The sequence below is a fragment of the Seminibacterium arietis genome (assembly GCF_042675725.1).
In the GTDB taxonomy this organism is placed as follows: domain Bacteria; phylum Pseudomonadota; class Gammaproteobacteria; order Enterobacterales; family Pasteurellaceae; genus Seminibacterium; species Seminibacterium arietis.
This window is the reverse complement of the sequence record NZ_JBHTJN010000011.1, coordinates 121,716-141,819: the sequence shown is the minus strand read 5'-3', so window position 1 is coordinate 141,819 and position 20,104 is coordinate 121,716. Positions and strand designations below refer to the sequence as shown.

General features: G+C 34.3%; 18 protein-coding genes and 4 tRNA genes. 14 read left to right on the top strand and 8 right to left on the bottom strand.

The annotated features are described in order from the left end of the window. The first annotated feature begins 7 nt into the window (after window positions 1–7). Complete coding sequence (gene nagZ, locus ACFQ02_RS06320; protein ID WP_380820718.1) at window positions 8–1,060, top strand: beta-N-acetylhexosaminidase; 1,053 nt, start codon at window positions 8–10, stop codon at window positions 1,058–1,060. Window positions 1,061–1,149: 89 nt separating this feature from the next. Here nagZ and manA read toward each other — a convergent pair whose 3' ends face one another. The 6 genes from manA to manX form a co-directional block, all read right to left on the bottom strand. Next, window positions 1,150–2,349 carry a mannose-6-phosphate isomerase, class I gene (gene manA, locus ACFQ02_RS06315; RefSeq protein ID WP_380820715.1) on the bottom strand — a complete coding sequence of 400 codons (1,200 nt, stop codon included), beginning with the start codon at window positions 2,347–2,349 and terminating at the stop codon, window positions 1,150–1,152. Window positions 2,350–2,364: 15 nt separating this feature from the next. Further along, entirely contained in the window at window positions 2,365–3,858 is a 1,494-nt protein-coding gene (locus ACFQ02_RS06310; protein ID WP_380820713.1) for a methyltransferase regulatory domain-containing protein, read from the bottom strand. 84 nt (window positions 3,859–3,942) lie between these two features. Continuing rightward, window positions 3,943–4,398 carry a DUF986 family protein gene (locus ACFQ02_RS06305; RefSeq protein WP_380820710.1) on the bottom strand — a complete coding sequence of 152 codons (456 nt, stop codon included), beginning with the start codon at window positions 4,396–4,398 and terminating at the stop codon, window positions 3,943–3,945. 48 nt (window positions 4,399–4,446) lie between these two features. Continuing rightward, window positions 4,447–5,283 carry a PTS mannose transporter subunit IID gene (locus ACFQ02_RS06300; RefSeq protein WP_380820708.1) on the bottom strand — a complete coding sequence of 279 codons (837 nt, stop codon included), beginning with the start codon at window positions 5,281–5,283 and terminating at the stop codon, window positions 4,447–4,449. Between the two features lie 14 nt (window positions 5,284–5,297). Then, window positions 5,298–6,098, bottom strand: coding sequence for a PTS mannose/fructose/sorbose transporter subunit IIC (locus ACFQ02_RS06295; RefSeq protein ID WP_380820705.1), 801 nt, complete (start codon window positions 6,096–6,098; stop codon window positions 5,298–5,300). Window positions 6,099–6,109: 11 nt separating this feature from the next. Continuing rightward, window positions 6,110–7,090, bottom strand: coding sequence for a PTS mannose transporter subunit IIAB (gene manX, locus ACFQ02_RS06290; RefSeq protein WP_380820703.1), 981 nt, complete (start codon window positions 7,088–7,090; stop codon window positions 6,110–6,112). Window positions 7,091–7,386: 296 nt separating this feature from the next. Between manX and galE the strand changes: the two genes are divergently transcribed. Next, complete coding sequence (gene galE, locus ACFQ02_RS06285; protein ID WP_380820701.1) at window positions 7,387–8,403, top strand: UDP-glucose 4-epimerase GalE; 1,017 nt, start codon at window positions 7,387–7,389, stop codon at window positions 8,401–8,403. Window positions 8,404–8,509: 106 nt separating this feature from the next. Next, window positions 8,510–9,787, top strand: coding sequence for an AmpG family muropeptide MFS transporter (locus tag ACFQ02_RS06280; RefSeq protein WP_380820699.1), 1,278 nt, complete (start codon window positions 8,510–8,512; stop codon window positions 9,785–9,787). A 49-nt stretch (window positions 9,788–9,836) separates the two neighbouring features. Here ACFQ02_RS06280 and ACFQ02_RS06275 read toward each other — a convergent pair whose 3' ends face one another. Continuing rightward, entirely contained in the window at window positions 9,837–10,199 is a 363-nt protein-coding gene (locus tag ACFQ02_RS06275) for a c-type lysozyme inhibitor (RefSeq protein ID WP_380820697.1), read from the bottom strand. 194 nt (window positions 10,200–10,393) lie between these two features. Between ACFQ02_RS06275 and adk the strand changes: the two genes are divergently transcribed. Beyond that, window positions 10,394–11,038 (top strand): adenylate kinase, encoded by a 645-nt coding sequence (adk, locus tag ACFQ02_RS06270; protein ID WP_380820695.1) that lies wholly within the window; start codon window positions 10,394–10,396, stop codon window positions 11,036–11,038. 12 nt (window positions 11,039–11,050) lie between these two features. Here adk and ACFQ02_RS06265 read toward each other — a convergent pair whose 3' ends face one another. Beyond that, entirely contained in the window at window positions 11,051–11,908 is an 858-nt protein-coding gene (locus tag ACFQ02_RS06265) for a DNA ligase (protein WP_380820693.1), read from the bottom strand. Window positions 11,909–12,142: 234 nt separating this feature from the next. Here ACFQ02_RS06265 and nagB point away from each other — a divergent pair, with 234 nt between their 5' ends. The 10 genes from nagB to ACFQ02_RS06215 all read left to right on the top strand — a co-directional run bounded on the left by nagB (window position 12,143) and on the right by ACFQ02_RS06215 (window position 20,069). Continuing rightward, the gene (gene nagB / locus ACFQ02_RS06260; protein ID WP_380820691.1) at window positions 12,143–12,946 is read left to right on the top strand and encodes a glucosamine-6-phosphate deaminase; all 804 of its coding nucleotides are present in this window, start codon (window positions 12,143–12,145) and stop codon (window positions 12,944–12,946) included. Window positions 12,947–12,961: 15 nt separating this feature from the next. Continuing rightward, window positions 12,962–14,101, top strand: a complete 1,140-nt coding sequence (nagA, locus tag ACFQ02_RS06255; RefSeq protein WP_380820690.1) for an N-acetylglucosamine-6-phosphate deacetylase — start codon at window positions 12,962–12,964, stop codon at window positions 14,099–14,101. Between the two features lie 124 nt (window positions 14,102–14,225). Next, window positions 14,226–15,449: an ROK family protein gene (locus ACFQ02_RS06250; protein WP_380820685.1), complete on the top strand. Its 1,224-nt coding sequence runs from the start codon at window positions 14,226–14,228 to the stop codon at window positions 15,447–15,449. A 146-nt stretch (window positions 15,450–15,595) separates the two neighbouring features. Next, window positions 15,596–15,672: transfer RNA gene (locus ACFQ02_RS06245), tRNA-Met, on the top strand. Window positions 15,673–15,676: 4 nt separating this feature from the next. Further along, window positions 15,677–15,761 (top strand) — tRNA-Leu (locus ACFQ02_RS06240). 27 nt (window positions 15,762–15,788) lie between these two features. Then, window positions 15,789–15,863, top strand: a tRNA-Gln gene (locus ACFQ02_RS06235). Window positions 15,864–15,903: 40 nt separating this feature from the next. After that, a tRNA-Gln gene (locus ACFQ02_RS06230) sits at window positions 15,904–15,978 on the top strand. Window positions 15,979–16,269: 291 nt separating this feature from the next. Next, entirely contained in the window at window positions 16,270–17,535 is a 1,266-nt protein-coding gene (locus ACFQ02_RS06225) for an NRAMP family divalent metal transporter (RefSeq protein ID WP_380820682.1), read from the top strand. Window positions 17,536–17,684: 149 nt separating this feature from the next. After that, on the top strand, window positions 17,685–18,569 hold the full coding sequence (gene metF, locus ACFQ02_RS06220; protein ID WP_380820680.1) for a methylenetetrahydrofolate reductase: 885 nt from the start codon (window positions 17,685–17,687) through the stop codon (window positions 18,567–18,569). Window positions 18,570–18,770: 201 nt separating this feature from the next. Further along, window positions 18,771–20,069, top strand: a complete 1,299-nt coding sequence (locus ACFQ02_RS06215; protein ID WP_380820678.1) for an ammonium transporter — start codon at window positions 18,771–18,773, stop codon at window positions 20,067–20,069. The last annotated feature ends 35 nt before the right edge of the window (window positions 20,070–20,104 follow it).

Genomic DNA, 20,104 nt, shown 5'->3' with positions numbered 1-20,104 from the left:
AAAACGCATGTCAATTTTGCTCATCGATCTAGAGGGTCAACAGCTTAATGCTGAGGAAGTTGAATTATTACAACATCCGCTGGTAGCTGGTGTTATTTTATTTAGTCGAAATTTTTCAGATCGAGAACAAATACAAGCTTTGATTGCTGATTTGCGTCAACGAGTGAAAAAATCAATTTTGATTACTGTTGATCAAGAAGGTGGGCGAGTTCAACGATTTCGTAAAGGTTTTACACAGTTACCTGCTATGCAAGCTTTTGCTAATTTGCTTGAAGATCCTACCATTCAATTACAATATGCACAAGAAGCGGGCTGGCAAATGGCCGCAGAAATGACCGCACTTGATATAGATTTAAGCTTTGCCCCTGTGCTGGATATTGGGCATCAATGTAGAGCAATTGGAGATCGTAGCTTTCACGATGATCCACAAAAAATAACGTCACTTGCACGAGCCTTTATTGAGGGCATGCATGAAGTTGGAATGGCTTCCACTGGTAAACATTTTCCAGGTCATGGACACGTGACCGCAGATTCTCACTTAGAAACTCCTTGTGATTCACGTCAAAAACAAGAGATTTTTGATCAGGATATTTTGCCTTTTCGTCAGTTAATTAAACAAGATCTACTTGATGCAATCATGCCTGCACATGTTATTTATAATCAATGTAATTTATCGCCTGCTAGTGGATCTTCATATTGGCTGAAAACAGTTCTTCGCCAGACGTTAGGGTTTCAAGGCGTAATTTTTTCCGATGATCTCGGTATGAAAGGTGCTGAATTCATGGGAAGTTTTACTGAACGTTGTGAAAAAGCATATAGTGCTGGGTGTGATGTGTTGTTACTTTGTAATGAGAGACAAGGCGTAATTCAAGTATTAGATCAATTTAAACCTCAACAGACTTCAAAAAATGATTTGATTCGTCAAAAACGGCTAAGAACATTGTTTAAGAAACAGCATCTTGATTGGCAAGATCTTGCATCATCTTCGCGTTGGCGGAAAAATCAAACTAATCTTACCGCACTTCAACAGCGTTGGCTCGATGTTAATCAGAAACAGTAAGATGTTTGACTTAGTATCAAAATTAGATTTAGATAAATTGTAAGTAGATAAAATCCTTATAATTTAATTAATTATAAGGATTTTTTAGATCATTCAGGTTGTTTAGCAATAACAGCGTAGCCCGAAGTGATGCCATGAATTTGATAATCTGTATCCGCACAAATGAAAGCAGCTTCTCCTTTTTTTAATGTAAGTGTAGTGTTGTTTTGATAGATTTTTACTTCACCCTCCATGATTAATAAAATTTCTGCATACGTAGTTTCTAAAGTTAGTTTTTGATTTGATTTATAACGAATATTAGTGAGTGCGAAATCTCTGGCAGGAGTAACATAGGTAAACACCGATTGTGTTTTAGGTGCTGGAGGAATTATTTTTGGATTAATTTCATGACAGTCAATTATTTTTAATAATTCAGCAATATCAACATGTTTTGGCGTTAACCCGCCCCGTATAACATTGTCAGAGCATGACATTAATTCAATATTTTGACCTCGTAAATAGGCATGAGGAATTCCTGCATCTTGATAAATACCTTCACCTTTTTTGAGTTGTACAATATTAAATAAATAAAAACAAATCAACCCAGCATCAAGCTTATCCAGTGGAACTTCCATTGCTTCAATCGTGTAAAGTACCCAGTAGTCTGGATTATTTAATGATAATTGGTTATGTTGATAGCTAGTTTTATTTTCAATAATAATTGGATGAAGCCAACTGAAAAGTTGGGCTTGCTCCGCTTGCATAATGTGTGCATAAAATTGATCTAAATTTTGGTGAGTTAGTTGCTCAGCAAGTGCGGTCAAAGATGGACGCTTTTTTAATGTTGCAATGATTTTTTCTTTATGATTAAAACCATGTAATAACCAAAAATCAGATAGAGCAATCATCATTTCAGGTTTGTGATTATTATCTTTATAAGTACGTTTGCTATCTGTTAAAGGAATGCCTTTAGCATTTTCTCGAATAAAACCTGTTTCGGCTTGTTGCTTTGTTGGATGAAGCTGAATAGATAGCGGTTTTTCTACATCTAAAATTTTTAGTAAGTAGGGTAATGTATTAGCTAATTTTTTCTGTCCAAGTGCGGTCGGATTTTGTACTATAAATTCATTTAGTAACAACTCACCTTGTTCACTTTCTATTATTGAAGGGGCTGAATTATGTGTTCCTAACCACCATTCCGCATAGCATTGATTTGTATGATTTGGAATGTTAAGTAAAGTTGGGATATAATTTTTTCCACCCCAAACATAGTGTTGTGATTGCCCCTTAAGTTTATAAATTTTATCCATTTGGTAAGCCTTCAATTATTCATTAAACATATTAGTAATGATTAAATCTTCGATTGAATTAACGAGTTTTTCTACTTCAATTTTAAATTCACTTGCAGGTTTATTATTCCATTGGTAATTTTCTATCACAAATTGAGTAATTTCTTCTTTAGTTTTTGTGCCATCAAATAAATTAAAAATAGAATAAATTTCTTGGGACAGTTCTACATTAATAATATCATTTTCAAAATTTGCCAATGTAATAGCAGGCTTCTCACATTCTGAAAAATACTGTAAGTAGCGATTAATAGCAGGTTTCAGTTTTACCTCTCCAGATAGCGAATTTTTCCATTTTAAATCAATATGATAGAATTTTATATGGCGGTGATATATTAATTGTATAATTTCAGAACAGACGTTTTCACCGAACTTTTCCATTAATTCACGGACTTGAATTGTATTCGGATAGGCATCGGAAATGTATTTCAACATAGCTAAATTTAAATTAGTTTCTGTTAGGCATAAATCATTAAAATAATCATCGTTACCAGCTTTTGCTAATCTTCCTCGAACATACATTTCTGCTAAATGTTCGCAAATGACAGTATTAGTTAAATTGATTTTTGATTTGTTGGTCGCTTTAGTAATAATAGAATGCCTAAATTGTACATCGTGAAGAAAATCTAAATATTGCTCTTTCATTATGTAGTTATTTTCACATTCTTTTTCAAGGCTATCTGATTGTGGAGTATTGAAGATAATAGTTGATTTTTTTATATGTGTATCTATAACGTGAATTAATCCTTGTTTTTCTAATTGTTTGGCAAATTGAGTGAAGTAAAGTGGGTCGTTATATTCCTCTAAATATTCATGATAAATATAGTGGTTAGATTTAGAGGAAATTAAATCAATTCTATCTTTTACTTCGCTGCTTAGTAGAGAATGCTCTTTCAAAAAGTCTAGTATTCCGATGCCATAGGAGACAGCCTGATTTTCGCTGATCTCAATTCCCATTTCACGCAATCCATCAATTCGGAACTTCATCGCATCGCGTAAAATATCAATTTTTTTCCATCCTGGATAGCAGTTGTAAGAAACTAATGCTGAACCTGTATCTGTTAAATGATTGGAAATAACTTTTAAAATGCCCTCTTTCACATTGTCTGGTACCCAACTATAGACACCATGACAGATGATATAATCAAACTTACCAAAACTTTCATCAATATCTAAAATATTTTTATGATAAAGCTTTATATTGTCTAACTTTAAGTAGTCAATGATGTTACTTCCTTCTTCAATTTGTAATTGAGATAAATCAACTCCAACAATTTCGCAATTAGGGTAATTGATTGCGAGTGGAATGATATTGCCACCATAAGAGCAACCGAGTTCTAAAATGCGTGCTTTGGTGATATCTGGTGCATCAAAACCAAGTAATTTTAAGCAAGAGGCTTGTTTAATGGGAGTTGTTTCAGAAAAACTTTTTGAAAAATAAGGCACAATATTATAGGTGTTTTTATCATTCATTATAGCTACTCCTTTAATTATTTGAATAAATTTTAAATTAATGATATTGATTTTAAATTATTTTTATTTTAGTGAGTAGTTTTATTATTGATTATCACTGAAAAAATTAATTACTTTAGTCATGTCTTTTGAGTTTTGTATTGGGATTGTTATTTTTTTGTTGTTTTTTAATACAATAAGAAGAATGCCTTTTTCAGTGTAGGTAATTTTAGCGATTTTGTTGTATTGGATAAAGAAATTTTCAAAAAATAGACCGCTCTTTTTAAATAGGCAGTGAGGTGTACGAATAAAACCAATATATATACTTAAAGTAATAGCTACAGCAAGTAAATATAACGTAAAAGGCTGAATTTGAGTTTCAGTTTGATAAATTGAGATAGCAATTAATCCAATAAAAATTAACGCATCAATTTTTGTGTGTTTTTTTAACCGCACTTTAAGCAACGTTTTCCCTTTTAGCCAATTCATGCCAAATTGGTCATAAATAGCGTATAGGATAGATAAACTTATGCAAACAAGTAAAATAATATTAGTTGTCATAGTTAAAAGTGAAAGGTGGGAAAGTTCCCACCCTTAAATTTAGAAATATTAAGCAAGCACGCCTGTTGCTGCACCCAAAATGCCAATGACGAAAATACCAATAATAATCCATAGTGCATTGACACGGTTACGTAGTAACCACATACAAGCAAAAGTTAATAGTAATGGTAATAAACCTGGCATTAAGCTATCTAAAATATTTTGTACGGTAGTGATTTCAGTTGTTCCATCTTGTTTTTCAATAGTCGATACTACTAACGGTACATTAATGCTAGTCCATTTTTGTACTAATGCTCCCATAATAAACAGACCAAGTATAGATGCACCTTCAGTTAATTTTTGTAACAAGCCGCCACTCATATCTTGTACAACGTCCAGTCCTTTGCGATAACCATAAGTAACACCATAATAGCGTGTTGCAAGACGGACTAAATTGAATAATATGAAAAATAAAATTGGACCAAAAATACTACCATTTACCGCCAAACTAGCACCTAGTGCAGCAAAAACAGGACGAGCTGTTCCCCAGAAAATAGGGTCACCAACACCAGCGAGAGGCCCCATTAAGCCCACTTTAATCCCATTAATTGCAGCATCATCAATATCCTTACCATTTGCACGTTCTTCTTCCATTGCAATAGTTACACCCAATACAGGTGCTGCTACGAATGGTTGCGTGTTGAAAAACTCTAAATGACGTTTAATAGCATCTTTTCGCTCCTGCGAATTTGGATCAGGATACAAACGTTTAATAACAGGTACCATTGAATAAGCAAAGCCGAGAGATTGCATACGCTCAAAGTTCCATGAACCTTGGAAAATATTGGAACGTAATACTACTGAATTTAAATCACGTTGGGTTACTTTTTTTACTTCTGTTGTCATTTCCAATTACCCCATTAATCTAATCTGTTATCAAGATCGTTGTTATTTGAAACTACTTGCACCACTTGCTTACTTTGGTTGTATTTTGGGTGAAGTTGGATGTAGAAAATTGCCATAATTGCACCAAGAATACCTAGTGCCACAAGGTTGAAATCTGTAAATGCTGCAACGACAAAACCTGCATAGAAGAAAGGCATTAAATGTCCTGCACGCATCATGTTGATTACCATCGCATAACCAACTACAGCAATGATACCACCAGCGATTTTCAAGCCCGTTGTAACAACAGGTGGAATTGCTTGTAACATCGCTTGTACGCTGTCTGTTCCTGCAGTTAACGCCACAATCAAAGCTGGAATAGCGATACGCATTGCTTGTAATAATAACGCAGAACGGTGGATCCAATCTAAACGAGTTAAATTACCGTCTTCGATAGATTTATCCGCTGCATGTTGGAAACCTACTGTTATTGCACGTACTACATAAGTTAGCACTTGACCAGCCGCCGCCAATGGAATCGCAATAGCAATCCCTGTGGCAATATCTTGCCCACCAACGATAACTAAAATAGTAGAAACTACGGAAGCTAATGCCGCATCAGGAGCAAGTGCTGCACCAATATTCATCCAGCCTAGCGCTAGGAGTTCCAGTGAGCCTCCGACAATAATCCCTGTTTTTATATCCCCTAATACTAGACCAATCAAAGTACAAGCAATTAGTGGGCGGTGAGTTTGAAACTCATCAAGGATTGAACCCATACCTGATATACAGGCAATTATAAATACAAGCACTATTTGTAAAGTTGAAATTTCCATAATGCGATTCCTTAAATTAAGTTATTTTTCTTTAGTAAGTCCATCATATACTGACGGCTGTCATTAGATACTTTGCGGACATCAAGTTCCACTCCCATTTGATCAATAGCTTTGAAAGCTTCTATATCTTTTTCATCTACTGCGACCGCACTTGTAATCATTTTTTTGCCATCACGATATGCCATACCTCCGATATTTATTGATTTAATATCTAAGCCTGCTTTTAATAATGTCAACACGTCATTTGGATTAGTAAACAATAGCATCATACGCTCATTGGCGTATTCAGGATTATTATAAACACGAATCATTTTATCGACAGAAACTACATGAGCAGTTACTCCTGGAGGAGCTACACTTTTTAGCATAGTTGATCGAACTTCATCTTTTGCTACATCATCATTGACAACTACGATGCGAGTAACTCGGCTTTCTTTTGTCCAGCGTGTTGCTACTTGACCGTGAATTAATCGATCATCAATACGAGCAAGTCCAACTATTAAGTTACCTTCTTGATTCACTTGAACAGTCTGTGGTTGAGCAGATTGTTCAACTTGAGCTACAGGTGCGGTCGGTTTTTCGGTAGTTTCTGCTTTTTGTTTTAATGCACGCACCCCTTCACTACCTGCTTCTAATGCAATTGACACAAGCTCTTGTAGACTTGGATTATCGTCACGAGCCATGAATGTCTCAACCAACATGGGAATGTTTACACCCGTAACAACATCCATATTGTCTTTACCTTTTGCTACTCGATTAGCAGCATTAAATGGACTACCACCCCAAGTATCAACAAGGAATAGCACATTGTCACAATGTGTTAGCGTAGTGTTAAGTTTCTCTTGATATTTTGCCATAATTGTTTCGGCATTTTCGCCAGGAACAAAATCAATTGTGGCAACATTTTCCTGTTCACCAATCAACATTTCGGTCGTTTTTAGCAGTTGTTCTGCTGCTACGCCGTGTGTTGCTATGATGATAGCAATAGCCATAAATAACTCCTATAAAATAAAAAATAATTCGGTGGGAATTTTAAACTAAAACGCTCCATAATGATGTGATTTAGATCACATATCCAAAATCATAAATGACGTTTTTAGTGATCTAAATCACATTTTTGATTAAAAGTTTATTTTTATATAAAAAATTAATATTTATTTTTAATAATTTAGAAATAAAACTCCAATTTAATTAAATCAAAAGGAATTTTGCAACAGTACATGAATTAACTAACAAAGTATAAAAGTGTTATACTTGCACGCACTAAATATTAATTTAAGGAGCAAAAATGGCTATTTTAGTGACTGGTGGTGCAGGATATATTGGTTCACACACTGTAGTTGAGTTATTGAACGCAGGAGAAGAGGTCATTGTATTAGATAATTTATGCAATTCTTCGCTGAAGTCTCTTAAGAGAGTAGAGCAAATTACAGGAAAAACTGTCAAGTTTTATCAAGGGGACATTTTAGATGTTGTGATTTTAAAACGAGTTTTTGCGGAAAATAAAATCAAATCTGTAATGCATTTTGCAGGGTTAAAAGCAGTCGGAGAAAGTGTTAGTCAGCCAGCAAAATATTACATGAATAATGTAACAGGATCTTTATTGTTACTGCAGGAAATGAAAAATGCTGGTGTATGGAATTTAGTATTTAGTTCTTCAGCAACAGTTTACGGTGATCCTGAATGTATCCCAATTACAGAAAATTGTAAAATTGGTAACACAACTAATCCTTATGGTACGTCAAAATTTATGGTTGAAAAAATTTTAGCTGATGTTGCAGCTGCAGAACCTAAATTTAGTTTTACGATATTACGCTATTTCAATCCTGTTGGTGCCCATGAAAGTGGTTTAATTGGCGAAGATCCGAATGGAATTCCTAATAATTTATTACCTTACATTAGTCAGGTTGCAATTGGGAAGTTACCTCATTTATCTGTATTTGGTAGTGATTATGATACTCATGATGGCACAGGAGTGCGTGACTATATTCATGTAGTGGATTTAGCAATTGGTCATATAAAGGCTCTTAATCGTCATGCAGATGATGCAGGATTACATATTTATAATTTAGGTACTGGGATTGGTTATTCTGTACTGGATATGATTGCAGCTTTTGAACAAGCAAATAATATTAAAATTTCTTACTCATTAGTTGGGCGACGAGCGGGTGATATTGCTGTTTGTTATTCAGATCCTAGTTTAGCAAAAAAAGAATTAGGTTGGACTGCTCAACGAGATTTACAAAAAATGATGAAAGATACTTGGAATTGGCAGAAAAATAATCCTCGTGGTTATGATGGATAATGATTTTAATTAAGCTAATAATTGAGTTTTTAAAGCAAGATAGTGGACTGTACAAGTAAAATATAATTGCGTAAAATGATAAAAAAATCACCGCACTTTTTCACTTATGTCAACAAAATCTTCTTTATTATCACAAATTTTTAGTCGCAACATGCTAATTTGTGTTTTCACAGGATTTAGCTCAGGATTGCCTCTATATATTATTGTTTCTTTGTTACCAGTTTGGTTGAGATCTGAAAAAATAGACTTGCAAACGTTGGGCTATTTTACTGTAGTAACACTACCGTTTTCGTGGAAGTTTTTATGGTCTCCTCTGCTAGATCGCTATATTCCACCTTTTTTAGGACGGCGGCGAGGCTGGATTCTGATCTCACAAATTTTGCTGATTATATTTCTTGCAATATTTGGTTTTCTTAATCCTCATGATCAAATAGGCTTGTATATGATTGCTGCTTTAGCGGTGTTAGTTTCTTTTTTTTCAGCAAGCCAAGATATTGTTCTTGATGCTTATCGGAGAGAAATTCTTTCTGATAATGAATTAGGTTTGGGTAATTCTATTCATGTCAATGCTTACCGTATCGCTGGATTAGTACCTAGTTCCTTATCGCTGATTTTATCAGATCATTTTAGTTGGCAAATTGTATTTATTATCACCGCACTTTTTATGTTGCCAGGTATTTTCATGACGTTATTTTTAAGCAAAGAACCTCAAATTGAATTGGAAGCTCATCGTACTTTAAAAGAAAATGTTGTCAAACCTTTTAAAGAATTTTTTGGACGCAAAGGCGTTTGGTCTGCTGTTGGAATCTTAGCTTTTATTTTTTTGTATAAATTGGGTGACAGTATGGCAACTGCACTAATTTCACCCTTTTATCTTGATATGGGGTTTTCGAAAACTCAAATTGGATCAATTGTTAAAAATGCCTCTTTATGGCCAATGGTTGTTGCTGGAATTATTGGTGGTATTATTATGCTTAAAATTGGCATTAATCGTGCATTATGGTTGTTTGGCGTGGTGCAAATTGTGACAATTTTAGGTTTTGCGTGGTTGGCACAACAAGGACCTTTTGAACAAGTTGATAATTTTGCTTTGTTATCGTTAACTTTAGTGGTTGCCGCAGAGTATATTGGTATCGGGTTAGGCACATCTGCCTTTGTAGCATTTATGGCTAGAGAGACAAACCCTCTTTATACTGCAACTCAACTTGCTTTATTTACTAGTTTAGCTGCATTGCCTCGGGCCACATTTAATACACAGGCAGGAGTATTAATTGAACATTTTGGTTATTACGATTATTTTTGGTTTTGTTTTTGGTTGGCAATTCCAGGAATGTTGTGTTTAATTTGGGTCGCACCTTGGAATGAAAAGAGTAGCGAGAATTAGAAAGTTGTTTAGTTTTATTGCAAAGCCCCTTGTTAACAAGGGGCTAATGTTAATTGTCGATCTTGCAAGAAGAAAGTACAGGATTATCGTTACCTTCCACTAAATCAGCATATTCACCCTTAGTATAAAGTTTATAGGTGTAATCTTTGTTTATAGCTTGGTAGTTTGCACCAGATGCCATCTTCATAATCTCCATTGGGATCATTTCGTTCATTTGAGTAATAACAGCATAAGAACTTTCAGCCGTATTGATAAACAGAACCTCCATTGTTTTGCTATTTTTACAAGTATAGATAACTTTAGTTATTTCATTTGATGTTACTTTATTATCGTTTGCGTTTACGCAAGCGGAGACACTAAATGCTGCACAAAGTGCGGTGCTAATTGCAACGAGAGATTTACTTAATTTCATTTTTTTTCCTTTAACTTAGAAATAGAATTTAGATTTAAACGTTACATATTGCCATATGTAAAATAGTTCCTAATGATAACATGTATCTTATATTCTGAAAAATAATCCCTCATTAATAGGGGAAATAACTTGAGTTTCTTTGCAAAGAAAGGTATTTTATCGAAGTTTTTTACGTTGTTTTTTATGAGGTCGATATGAAAATTATTCTTTTAGGGGCTCCAGGTGCTGGTAAAGGAACTCAAGCTCAATTTATCATGAAAAAATTTGGTATTCCGCAAATTTCGACTGGTGATATGTTACGTGCTGCAATTAAAGCGGGTTCTGAACTAGGACAGCAAGCCAAAATATTAATGGAAACAGGTCAGCTAGTACCAGATGATTTGATTATTGCGTTAGTTCAAGAGCGTGTAGCACAACCAGACTGTGCAAAAGGTTTTTTATTAGATGGTTTTCCTCGCACTATTCCACAAGCAGATGCATTAAAAGCAGCGGGTATAAGTATAGATTATGTGTTGGAGTTTGATGTGGCAGACGATGTAATTGTTGAACGCATGAGTGGTCGTCGAGTTCATCCAGCTTCAGGGCGTACTTACCATGTGGTTTATAATCCTCCAAAAGTAGAAGGAAAAGATGATATTACAGGGGAAGATTTAATTATTCGAGCAGATGATAAACCAGAAACAGTATTAGATCGATTGAGAGTTTATCATACTACTACTAAGCCGTTGATTGATTATTATCAAGCGGAGGCTGCGATGGGTAATACTACTTACTTTCGTTTAGATGGTACTGCTAAAGTAGATGAAGTGACCGCAGAGTTAGATAAGATTTTATCTTAAGTGTTTTAATTTTTACCGCACTTTTTCGTTTAAAGTGCGGTTTGTTTTTTGACTATTTTTATCTGAATGCAATCGTTGATAAGTAGCAAATTTAGGCAGTCCATTTCTAGTTAATCCACGATATTTATAAGTAATAATTGCTCCGATTGGCGGAGGATTTATACGATCACCTAGTGTGAATCCTGAACCAATCTTAAATTCGCCACGTTGATTTTTACAACTTAATGAGCCTAATACGTTTTCAAATTGGTTTTTTCCTTTGTGATGTGCGGTGACCTCGCATTCTTCATCAAGTGCGGTCTTTAATTTAAGAATTTGTGAGCTACGTTTTCTTTCGTAAGGTGCATTTGGATTCCGTAACACTACGCCTTCACCTTTTTGAGCCTCTACTTGTTTTAGAAAAGATCGAACATGCTCCTGATCTCGAATAGGAATCTGTTTTATAATTTGAATATATGGCGTTGGATGTTCTACTAAATAATCTTGTAATTTCTTTAACCGAGAAAAGAGATTTCCTGTTGCTGTAGGAACATCAAAAACATAGAGTTTGATTTTTTCCCAACCCTTATCTTCTTCTGAGCGTACTATAGATGAAATTTCTTCAAAATGGTTTCTTTCGGAAAAAAGTTCTCCATCAATTGGAAAAGGTGGAAAATTTTTGATGAAGTAGTTTGGTGGAGATAGGACTTTATTCTGTCTAGTAAAAAGTTGTTTTCCATCCCAATAACCACGAATACCATCTAGCTTTTCGCTCATAACCCAGTTTTGCACGTTTTGACCAGTATAATTTCCTAATAACATAATATCTGATGATGTTGCATTCACAGTATAAATAGGAAAAAAGAAAACAATAAATTTGCTCCAAGTCATATGATATTCCTCCACAATTCTAGTGTGATAATGTAAAAGAGACGACTAAAAGTAAAAATCTATTTGTTTGATTTTTACGATCAAGATCGCAAAATAAAGAATATCATTCACTTTTTTGTAGTAATAAAGCTTATGAATAATAAATATTGAGTTTGGAGTTAAAATTACTTTATAATATATTTTATGAAATAATTATTCATTATTCGTGTTTAATAAATTAATAAGGAATATATTATGCGTTTAATCCCTTTAAAAACAGCGGAACAAGTTAGTCAATGGGCTGCTCGGCACATTGTTGAACGAATTAATGCTTTTGCCCCAACAGAGGAGCGTCCTTTTGTATTGGGGTTACCTACGGGTAGTACGCCTTTAGCAACTTATAGAGAATTAATTAAGCTTTATCAAGCTGGTGAAATTAGCTTCAAACATGTCGTTACTTTTAATATGGATGAGTATGTAGGATTACCTCCCGAACATTCACAAAGTTATCATTACTTTATGTACCATAACTTTTTCAATCATATTGATATTCAGATGAAAAATATCAATATCTTAAATGGCTGTACAACCGATCATGATGCTGAATGCCGTCGCTATGAAGAAAAAATTAAATCTTATGGAAAAATTAATTTATTTATAGGAGGAGTTGGAGTTGATGGGCATATTGCTTTTAATGAGCCAGCTTCTTCTTTAGCCTCTCGCACTCGAATTAAGACTTTAACAGAAGATACTTTAATTGCAAATTCTCGTTTTTTTAATAATGACGTGACTAAAGTACCAAAATATGCACTCACGATCGGAGTAGCGACTTTATTGGATGCAGAAGAAGTAATGCTATTAGTTACTGGACACAATAAAGCCCTAGCATTACAAGCTGGAGTAGAAGGTAGCGTTAATCATTTTTGGACAATTAGTGCATTGCAAATGCATCGCCATGCAATTTTTGTTTGTGATGAACCAGCAACTCAAGAATTGAAAGTAAAAACCGTGAAGTATTTTACTGAGTTAGAAGCAAAAGCGATTCATAGCTTTTTATAATAGAGAGAATAGATCATGAAATATGCACTAACTAATGCTGTTATTTATACGGCAAAAGAGATTTTATATGGTAAGTCGGTGATTATTGAAAAGGATAAAATCATTGATATTGTTGAAGAACAAAATTTATCACCATTTATGCATAAAGTTGATTTGCAAGGACAGAATTTAACAGCAGGATTTATTGATTTGCAACTTAATGGTTGTGGGGGAGTGATGTTTAACGAAGATATTAGTGTGCAAACTCTTGAAATTATGCAGGAAACTAATTTACGTTCAGGAACAACAAGCTTTTTACCAACATTTATTACATCGCCTGATGAAGGAATGAAAAGAGCGGTACAAGTTATGCGAGATTATTTAACTAAGTACCGCAATCAGGCTTTAGGTTTGCATTTTGAAGGTCCTTATTTGAGTGTAGAAAAAAAAGGAGTGCATCGGTCAGAATATATTCGTGAAATAACAGAAGAAATGAAAAGCTTTATTTGTGAAAATGCTGATGTGATTATTAAATTAACTTTGGCAGCGGAAAATCCGACAGCTCGTTATATTAAAGATTTTACTGAAAAAGGAATTATTATTTCTTTAGGGCATTCCAATGCAAACTATGATCTTGCTAAGAAAGCAATTTCGGAAGGTGCTAGTTTTGCAACACATTTGCATAACGCTATGTCTCCAATTAGCTCAGGAAGAGATTTGGGCGTTGTCGGTGCTGTATTGGATTCAGATATTTACTGTGGAATTATTGTCGATGGAATGCATGTAAACTATGCTAATGTTAAAATTGATAAGAAAGCTAAGGGAGATAAACTCTGTATTGTTACAGATGCTACCGCAGCAGCTGGATCAGATATTGATTCTTTTATTTTTGTTGGAAAAACTATCAATGTTAAAGATGGGAAATGCTATGACCAAAACGGTGCCTTAGGTGGTTCTGCGATTACAATGATTGAGTCTGTAGAAAATGCAGTGAAATATGTAGGGATCTCTTTAGAGGAAGCTTTACGAATGTGTAATTATTATCCAGCTAAAGCGATAGGAGTTGATAAAAAATTAGGTTCTATTGAGATTGGAAAAATTGCAAATTTAACTGTCTTTAGCCATGATTTCAAAGTTACAGGAACTGTAGTTAACGGAGAATGGAAACTTCATTAGAAACAAGCTAACAAGGATCATTTTAGATAAAAGAGATGATAGTCAGTTTTTCCTATCTTCAATACTATGAATTAAGATAAAATCATTTTAAAATAAGTTATCGTGTTTAATTTTTGAGGAAAGTATGCGAGAAAATCATCAGATAGCAAATGTTGATTTGGTCAAGCAAATGAATAGTGCTGTAGTTTATAAGCTAATTGATCAACAAGGTCCCATTTCCCGTATTCAAATTTCCGAATTAAGTCAGTTAGCTCCTGCAAGCGTTACTAAAATTACTAGAAATTTACTCGCTATTGGTTTAATTAAAGAAGTAGAACAGCAACAGTCTACTGGGGGACGTCGGGCGATTTCGATTATCGCTGAGCGTAAAACCTTCCATACAGTACTGATTCATTTGGGGCATCAGCATATTAGTATTGCATTAATGGATCTTTCTACTGAATTACTAAACAAAGAGCGGTTTGATTTACCCAAATTTAATGCTATTAGTGAGTTAGAACATTTTTTACAACAAAAGTTAGATTTCTTTTTACAAAATAATCGAAGTAATGATACAAAAGTTATTGCTGTGGGTATTACGGTTGCAGGATTCGTTGATGCAAAAACAAATAGCATTCAAAGTTTACCGCACTTTACTCTACAAGAGCCTTGGTTTTTGGCTGACAGTATTGCTACAAGATTTAATTTAATGACATTTGTTGGGAATGATGTACGTAGCCTTGCACTTGCTGAGCATTATTTTGGCGTGACTAAAGATTGTTATGACTCATTGTTATTGAGAATTCATCGCGGTGTAGGTGCTGGCATTGTTATTAATCACGAAGTGTTTGGTGGTTATAAAAATAGTGCTGGTGAATTAGGGCATATTCAAGTTGATCCATTGGGAAAACGTTGTATGTGCGGTAATGTAGGATGTTTGGAAACAGTAGCGAGTAATGTTGCGATTGAAAATAAAATGCAACGTTTACTAGAAGACGGTTATACAAGCAAATGGCTTTCATTAGAAAGTCATGATATTGAAGCGATTTGTAAGGCTAGTCAAGAGCAAGATAGTGCAGCTATTGAGCTAATAGAATATGTAGGTGAACAGCTAGGGCGAGTATTAGCCATGAGTGTAAACATGTTTAATCCAGAAAAAATAGTTATTTCGGGAGAAATTACAAGAGCAGGAACAGTACTATTTTCTGCAATTAGAAAAACATTGGAAGCACACGCATTGCCTAGATTTGTAGAAAGCACTCCACTAGTAGCTTCAGAATTAAAAAATGAAGATGTTATAGGTGCATTTGCATTAGTTAAGCAAGCATTAGTGGATGGTAGTTTATTACAGCGGTTATTGACCGAATAAGTGCGGTCACTTTTAGTTCTATTTGTATAATCTGTATTCGAATAAAGAGAAAATTGCAAATTTAGATAAAAAAAGAGTTGACGAAAGGGGCAGATATTAGCATAATTAGCCCCGCAAAGCCGATGAGGTGAACGCAATTGTTTTATGGCTATGTAGCTCAGTTGGTTAGAGCACAACACTCATAATGTTGGGGTCACAGGTTCGAATCCCGTCATAGCCACCATGTTGCGGGACTGGCGAAATTGGTAGACGCACCAGATTTAGGTTCTGGCGCCGCGAGGTGTGTGGGTTCAAGTCCCTCGTCCCGCACCATCATTAGCTTGCAGTCTTTATAGTAGTTGGGGTATCGCCAAGCGGTAAGGCACTGGGTTTTGATCTCAGCATTCCTAGGTTCGAATCCTAGTACCCCAGCCATACTATCAACAATCTAGTCCAATATAAAGATTCTATAATTTGGGGTATCGCCAAGCGGTAAGGCACTGGGTTTTGATCTCAGCATTCCTAGGTTCGAATCCTAGTACCCCAGCCATATTTTTATTTTCATTCCTTATTTTGATAATATCTTATTTTTTAATTTATATTAAAAGACATAAAATTTATTAATTGCTTAAATAAGTTATATTCACATTACGTTAGTTTTGTATTTTATTATCATATTGGTTTTTTATTTTGATAAATTTTTATTTTTTGGTTTTTTGTTTGGTTTTTTGTTGTGTTTAAACGCTATATTTAAGATATTTATCTAATTTTAACTTTGTTTTAACGTTGTGCTTGATGTATGATACGAAATCTTATTTATTAACAAACTGGAAAATTTCTTATGAGTGAGTATCAGAAAACTGAAAATTCAAGTTGGCGAACAAAATTTAAAGCTTTAGGTCCTGGTATTTTAATGGCTTCAGCTGCAGTGGGAGGTTCCCATATTATAGCATCAACACAAGCAGGAGCTATTTATGGTTGGCAACTTGCTATTATTGTTATTTTAGCAAATTTATTTAAGTATCCATTTTTTCGTTTCGGAGCACAATATACTTTAGATAGCGGTAAGACCTTATTAGAGGGGTATCGTGAGAAAGGGTTGTTATATCTTTGGGTGTTTTTTGTATTAAATGTATTTTCTACTATGATCAATGTTGCAGCCGTGGGATTACTTTGTGCAACAATTTTAACTTTTGTATTACCTTTCTCCGTATCTATACCCGTGCTGAGTTTTGTTGTTATTGTGGTCAGCACTTCGATTTTATTATTAGGAAAATATCGTATTTTAGATAGCTTGTCTAAATTGATAATGATTGCATTGACTATTACTACTGTAGCTGCGGTATTAATTGCTTTATTACGCAATGGTTGGCAGGGAGTTGCACCAGTAGATTATATATCACCTTCACCATGGAATTTGGGAGCATTAGCATTTATTGTTGCACTAATGGGGTGGATGCCTGCACCAATAGAAATTTCAGCTATTAATTCTATGTGGGTAATAGCTAAGCGTCGTTTAACGAAAGTTTCCTATAAAGATGGTATTTTTGATTTCAATGTTGGTTATATTGGAACTGCTATTTTAGCTTTGATTTTCTTAGCATTAGGTGCATTGGTACAGTTTGGTTCAGGTGAAACAGTACAGATGGTTGGTGGAAAGTATATAAACCAACTTATTAATATGTACGCTTCTACTATTGGTGATTGGGCAAAGACTTTAATTGCATTTATTGCTTTTATGTGTATGTTTGGTACAACTATCACCGTTATTGATGGTTATTCTCGTACTAATGTGGAAAGTTTACGCCTAATTTTAAATAGAAAAGATAGTAGAGTTAGTTTTTTAACGGCAGCAATTTTATTGGCGTCATTGTCAGGATTAGCGATTATTTTTTATTTTAATAATGCAGTTGGTCCGATGCTAAAATTTGCGATGATAGCTTCATTTGTATCTACCCCCGTTTTTGCATGGTTAAATTTATCTCTAGTATTGAGAGGGAAACATCGTATTAAAGGTCCATTATTATGGCTTTCTATTATTGGTCTGATTTATTTAACAGCTTTTGCTCTGCTATTTATTGCTAATCAAATGAATTGGATTAGTTAATTTGTTGCTAAATTAAATAATATAAAAACGAACTATCTTAGTTTTGGTTATGAATTTGATTCATCAAAATAATGAAATATTTGAAATTGACACATATTCATTTTATCTTTAATTTTAATAGCATAAAAACTTGATTAAAGGAGTAAGCGATGGGTTATGCAAAAGAAATTGATGTATTGAATCAATATATTACAGATATAAAAGGCGATATTAATGTGTCTTTTGAATTTTTTCCGCCAAAAAATGAAAAAATGGAAACATTACTTTGGGAATCTATTCATCGTTTAAAAGTATTAAAACCAAAATTTGTTTCTGTTACTTATGGTGCTAATTCAGGTGAAAGGGATCGTACTCATTCGATAGTCAAGGGAATCAAGCAACAAACGGGATTGGAAGCTGCACCTCATTTAACAGGAATTGATGCAACAGTAGAAGAACTAAAGCAAATTGCTCGTGATTATTGGCACAGTGGAATTCGTCGTATAGTTGCCTTACGTGGAGATGAACCGAAAGGTTATGCAAAAAAACCTTTTTATGCGTCTGATTTAGTTGCATTATTGCGTGAAGTGGCTGATTTTGACATTTCAGTAGCAGCATATCCTGAAGTTCATCCTGAAGCTAAATCAGCACAGTCTGATTTGATTAATTTGAAACGTAAAATTGATGCTGGAGCTAATCATGTCATTACACAATTCTTTTTTGATGTAGAAAGTTATTTACGATTTCGTGATCGATGTGCTTCTATTGGTATTGAAGCAGAGATTGTACCTGGTATTTTACCCGTTACAAATTTCAAGCAATTACAAAAGATGGCAGCTATTACTAATGTAAAAATTCCAAGTTGGTTGGGAAAAATGTATGAAGGTCTAGATAATGATCAAACAACTCGTAATTTAGTGGCTGCGAGTGTCGCAATGGATATGGTTAGAGTGTTATCTAGAGAAGGCGTTAAAGATTTTCATTTTTATACATTAAACCGTAGTGAACTTACTTTTGCGATTTGTCATACTTTAGGGATTAGACCTAGTCTATAATTACATTATTTAAATAATTTTTTTAGACCGCACTTTTTTTTAAAAAGTGCGGTTATTTTTTTATTAAAAGTTATTTTCTAAAAAATAATTTGTTATGTTGTGATATATATTGATTTTGTTTTATTTTTTAAATAAAATTTAATTTTATTTGTATTTATTTAGATTTTATATTTATATTAGCTTTGATTGATGTGGTTTTTTATGAAAAAATTATTTTTATTTGGATTATTTATTAGCATACCTTCTGTGGCTATTGCTGATTTATCTCACTGGATTAGTCCAATCACTGACTTATCAGCAGGAGATACTGCATGGGTAATGATATCTGCTATTTTAGTGCTATTTATGACAACCCCAGGGTTAGCCTTATTTTATGGTGGTATGGTGCGTAAGAAAAATGTATTAGCTACAATGGCACAAAGCTTTGCTGTTAGTTGTCTTATTGCTGTACTTTGGTTGTGTTTTGGGTATAGCTTGGCTTTTACGCCATACAATGCTTTTATTGGTGGAACAGATAGATTCTTTTTAGAAGGATTAAGTGTATTTACTGAAAAGAATATGCTTACAATTTATCCTGGAGCAAGTACTATCCCTGAATCTGTGTTTATGGTCTTTCAAATGGCATTTGCGATTATTGCTGGTGCAATCATCACAGGGGCGTTTGCTGAACGTATAAAGTTCACTGCTCTTTTGCTGTTTATTGGTTTATGGTCGTTATTGATTTATGTTCCAACTGCTCATTGGGTATGGGGTATTGGGGGCTGGTTAGCTAATGATGGAGTGTTGGATTATGCTGGTGGTACAGTAATTCATATTAATGCAGGCATTGCTGGTCTAGTTGCTGCTATGATGATTGGTAAGCGAGTTGGCTATGGACGAGAAATTATCATGCCACATAACTTAGTTTTAACGTTGATAGGTACGGCCATGCTCTGGATTGGTTGGTTTGGTTTTAATGCTGGATCGGCTTTAGCGGCAGATGCACGGGCTGGAATGGCATTAGCAACTACACAAATCGCTACTGCTGCGGGAGCATTGACGTGGATTATTATTGAAGTATTGTGTAAACATAAACCATCGGCTTTAGGGTTAGCATCAGGAGCGGTTGCTGGTTTAGTGGGTATCACGCCAGCTGCTGGTTTTGTTTCAATCCAAAGTTCTCTATTTATTGGAGCTATTACGAGTGTAGTGTGCTATTTAGGTGTAACTAAGCTGAAATATTGGTTGCGATACGATGATAGTTTAGATGCATTTGGTATTCATGGTTTAGGTGGTATCGCAGGAGCAGTTTTAACAGGTGTTTTTGTTTCTAGTGATATAGCAGGTACAGATACAACTCTATGGAAACAAATTGAAAGTGTGTTAATTACTATCGCATTCAGTGCAATAGGAAGTTTTATTTTATTAAAAATTATTGATAAAACGATTGGGTTGAGAGTTGCAAAAGATGATGAGCGACAAGGGCTAGATTTAAGTTCACATGGTGAGCGAATCGAGTAATAAATTAAAAAATCCACCGCACTTTTTTGAAATAA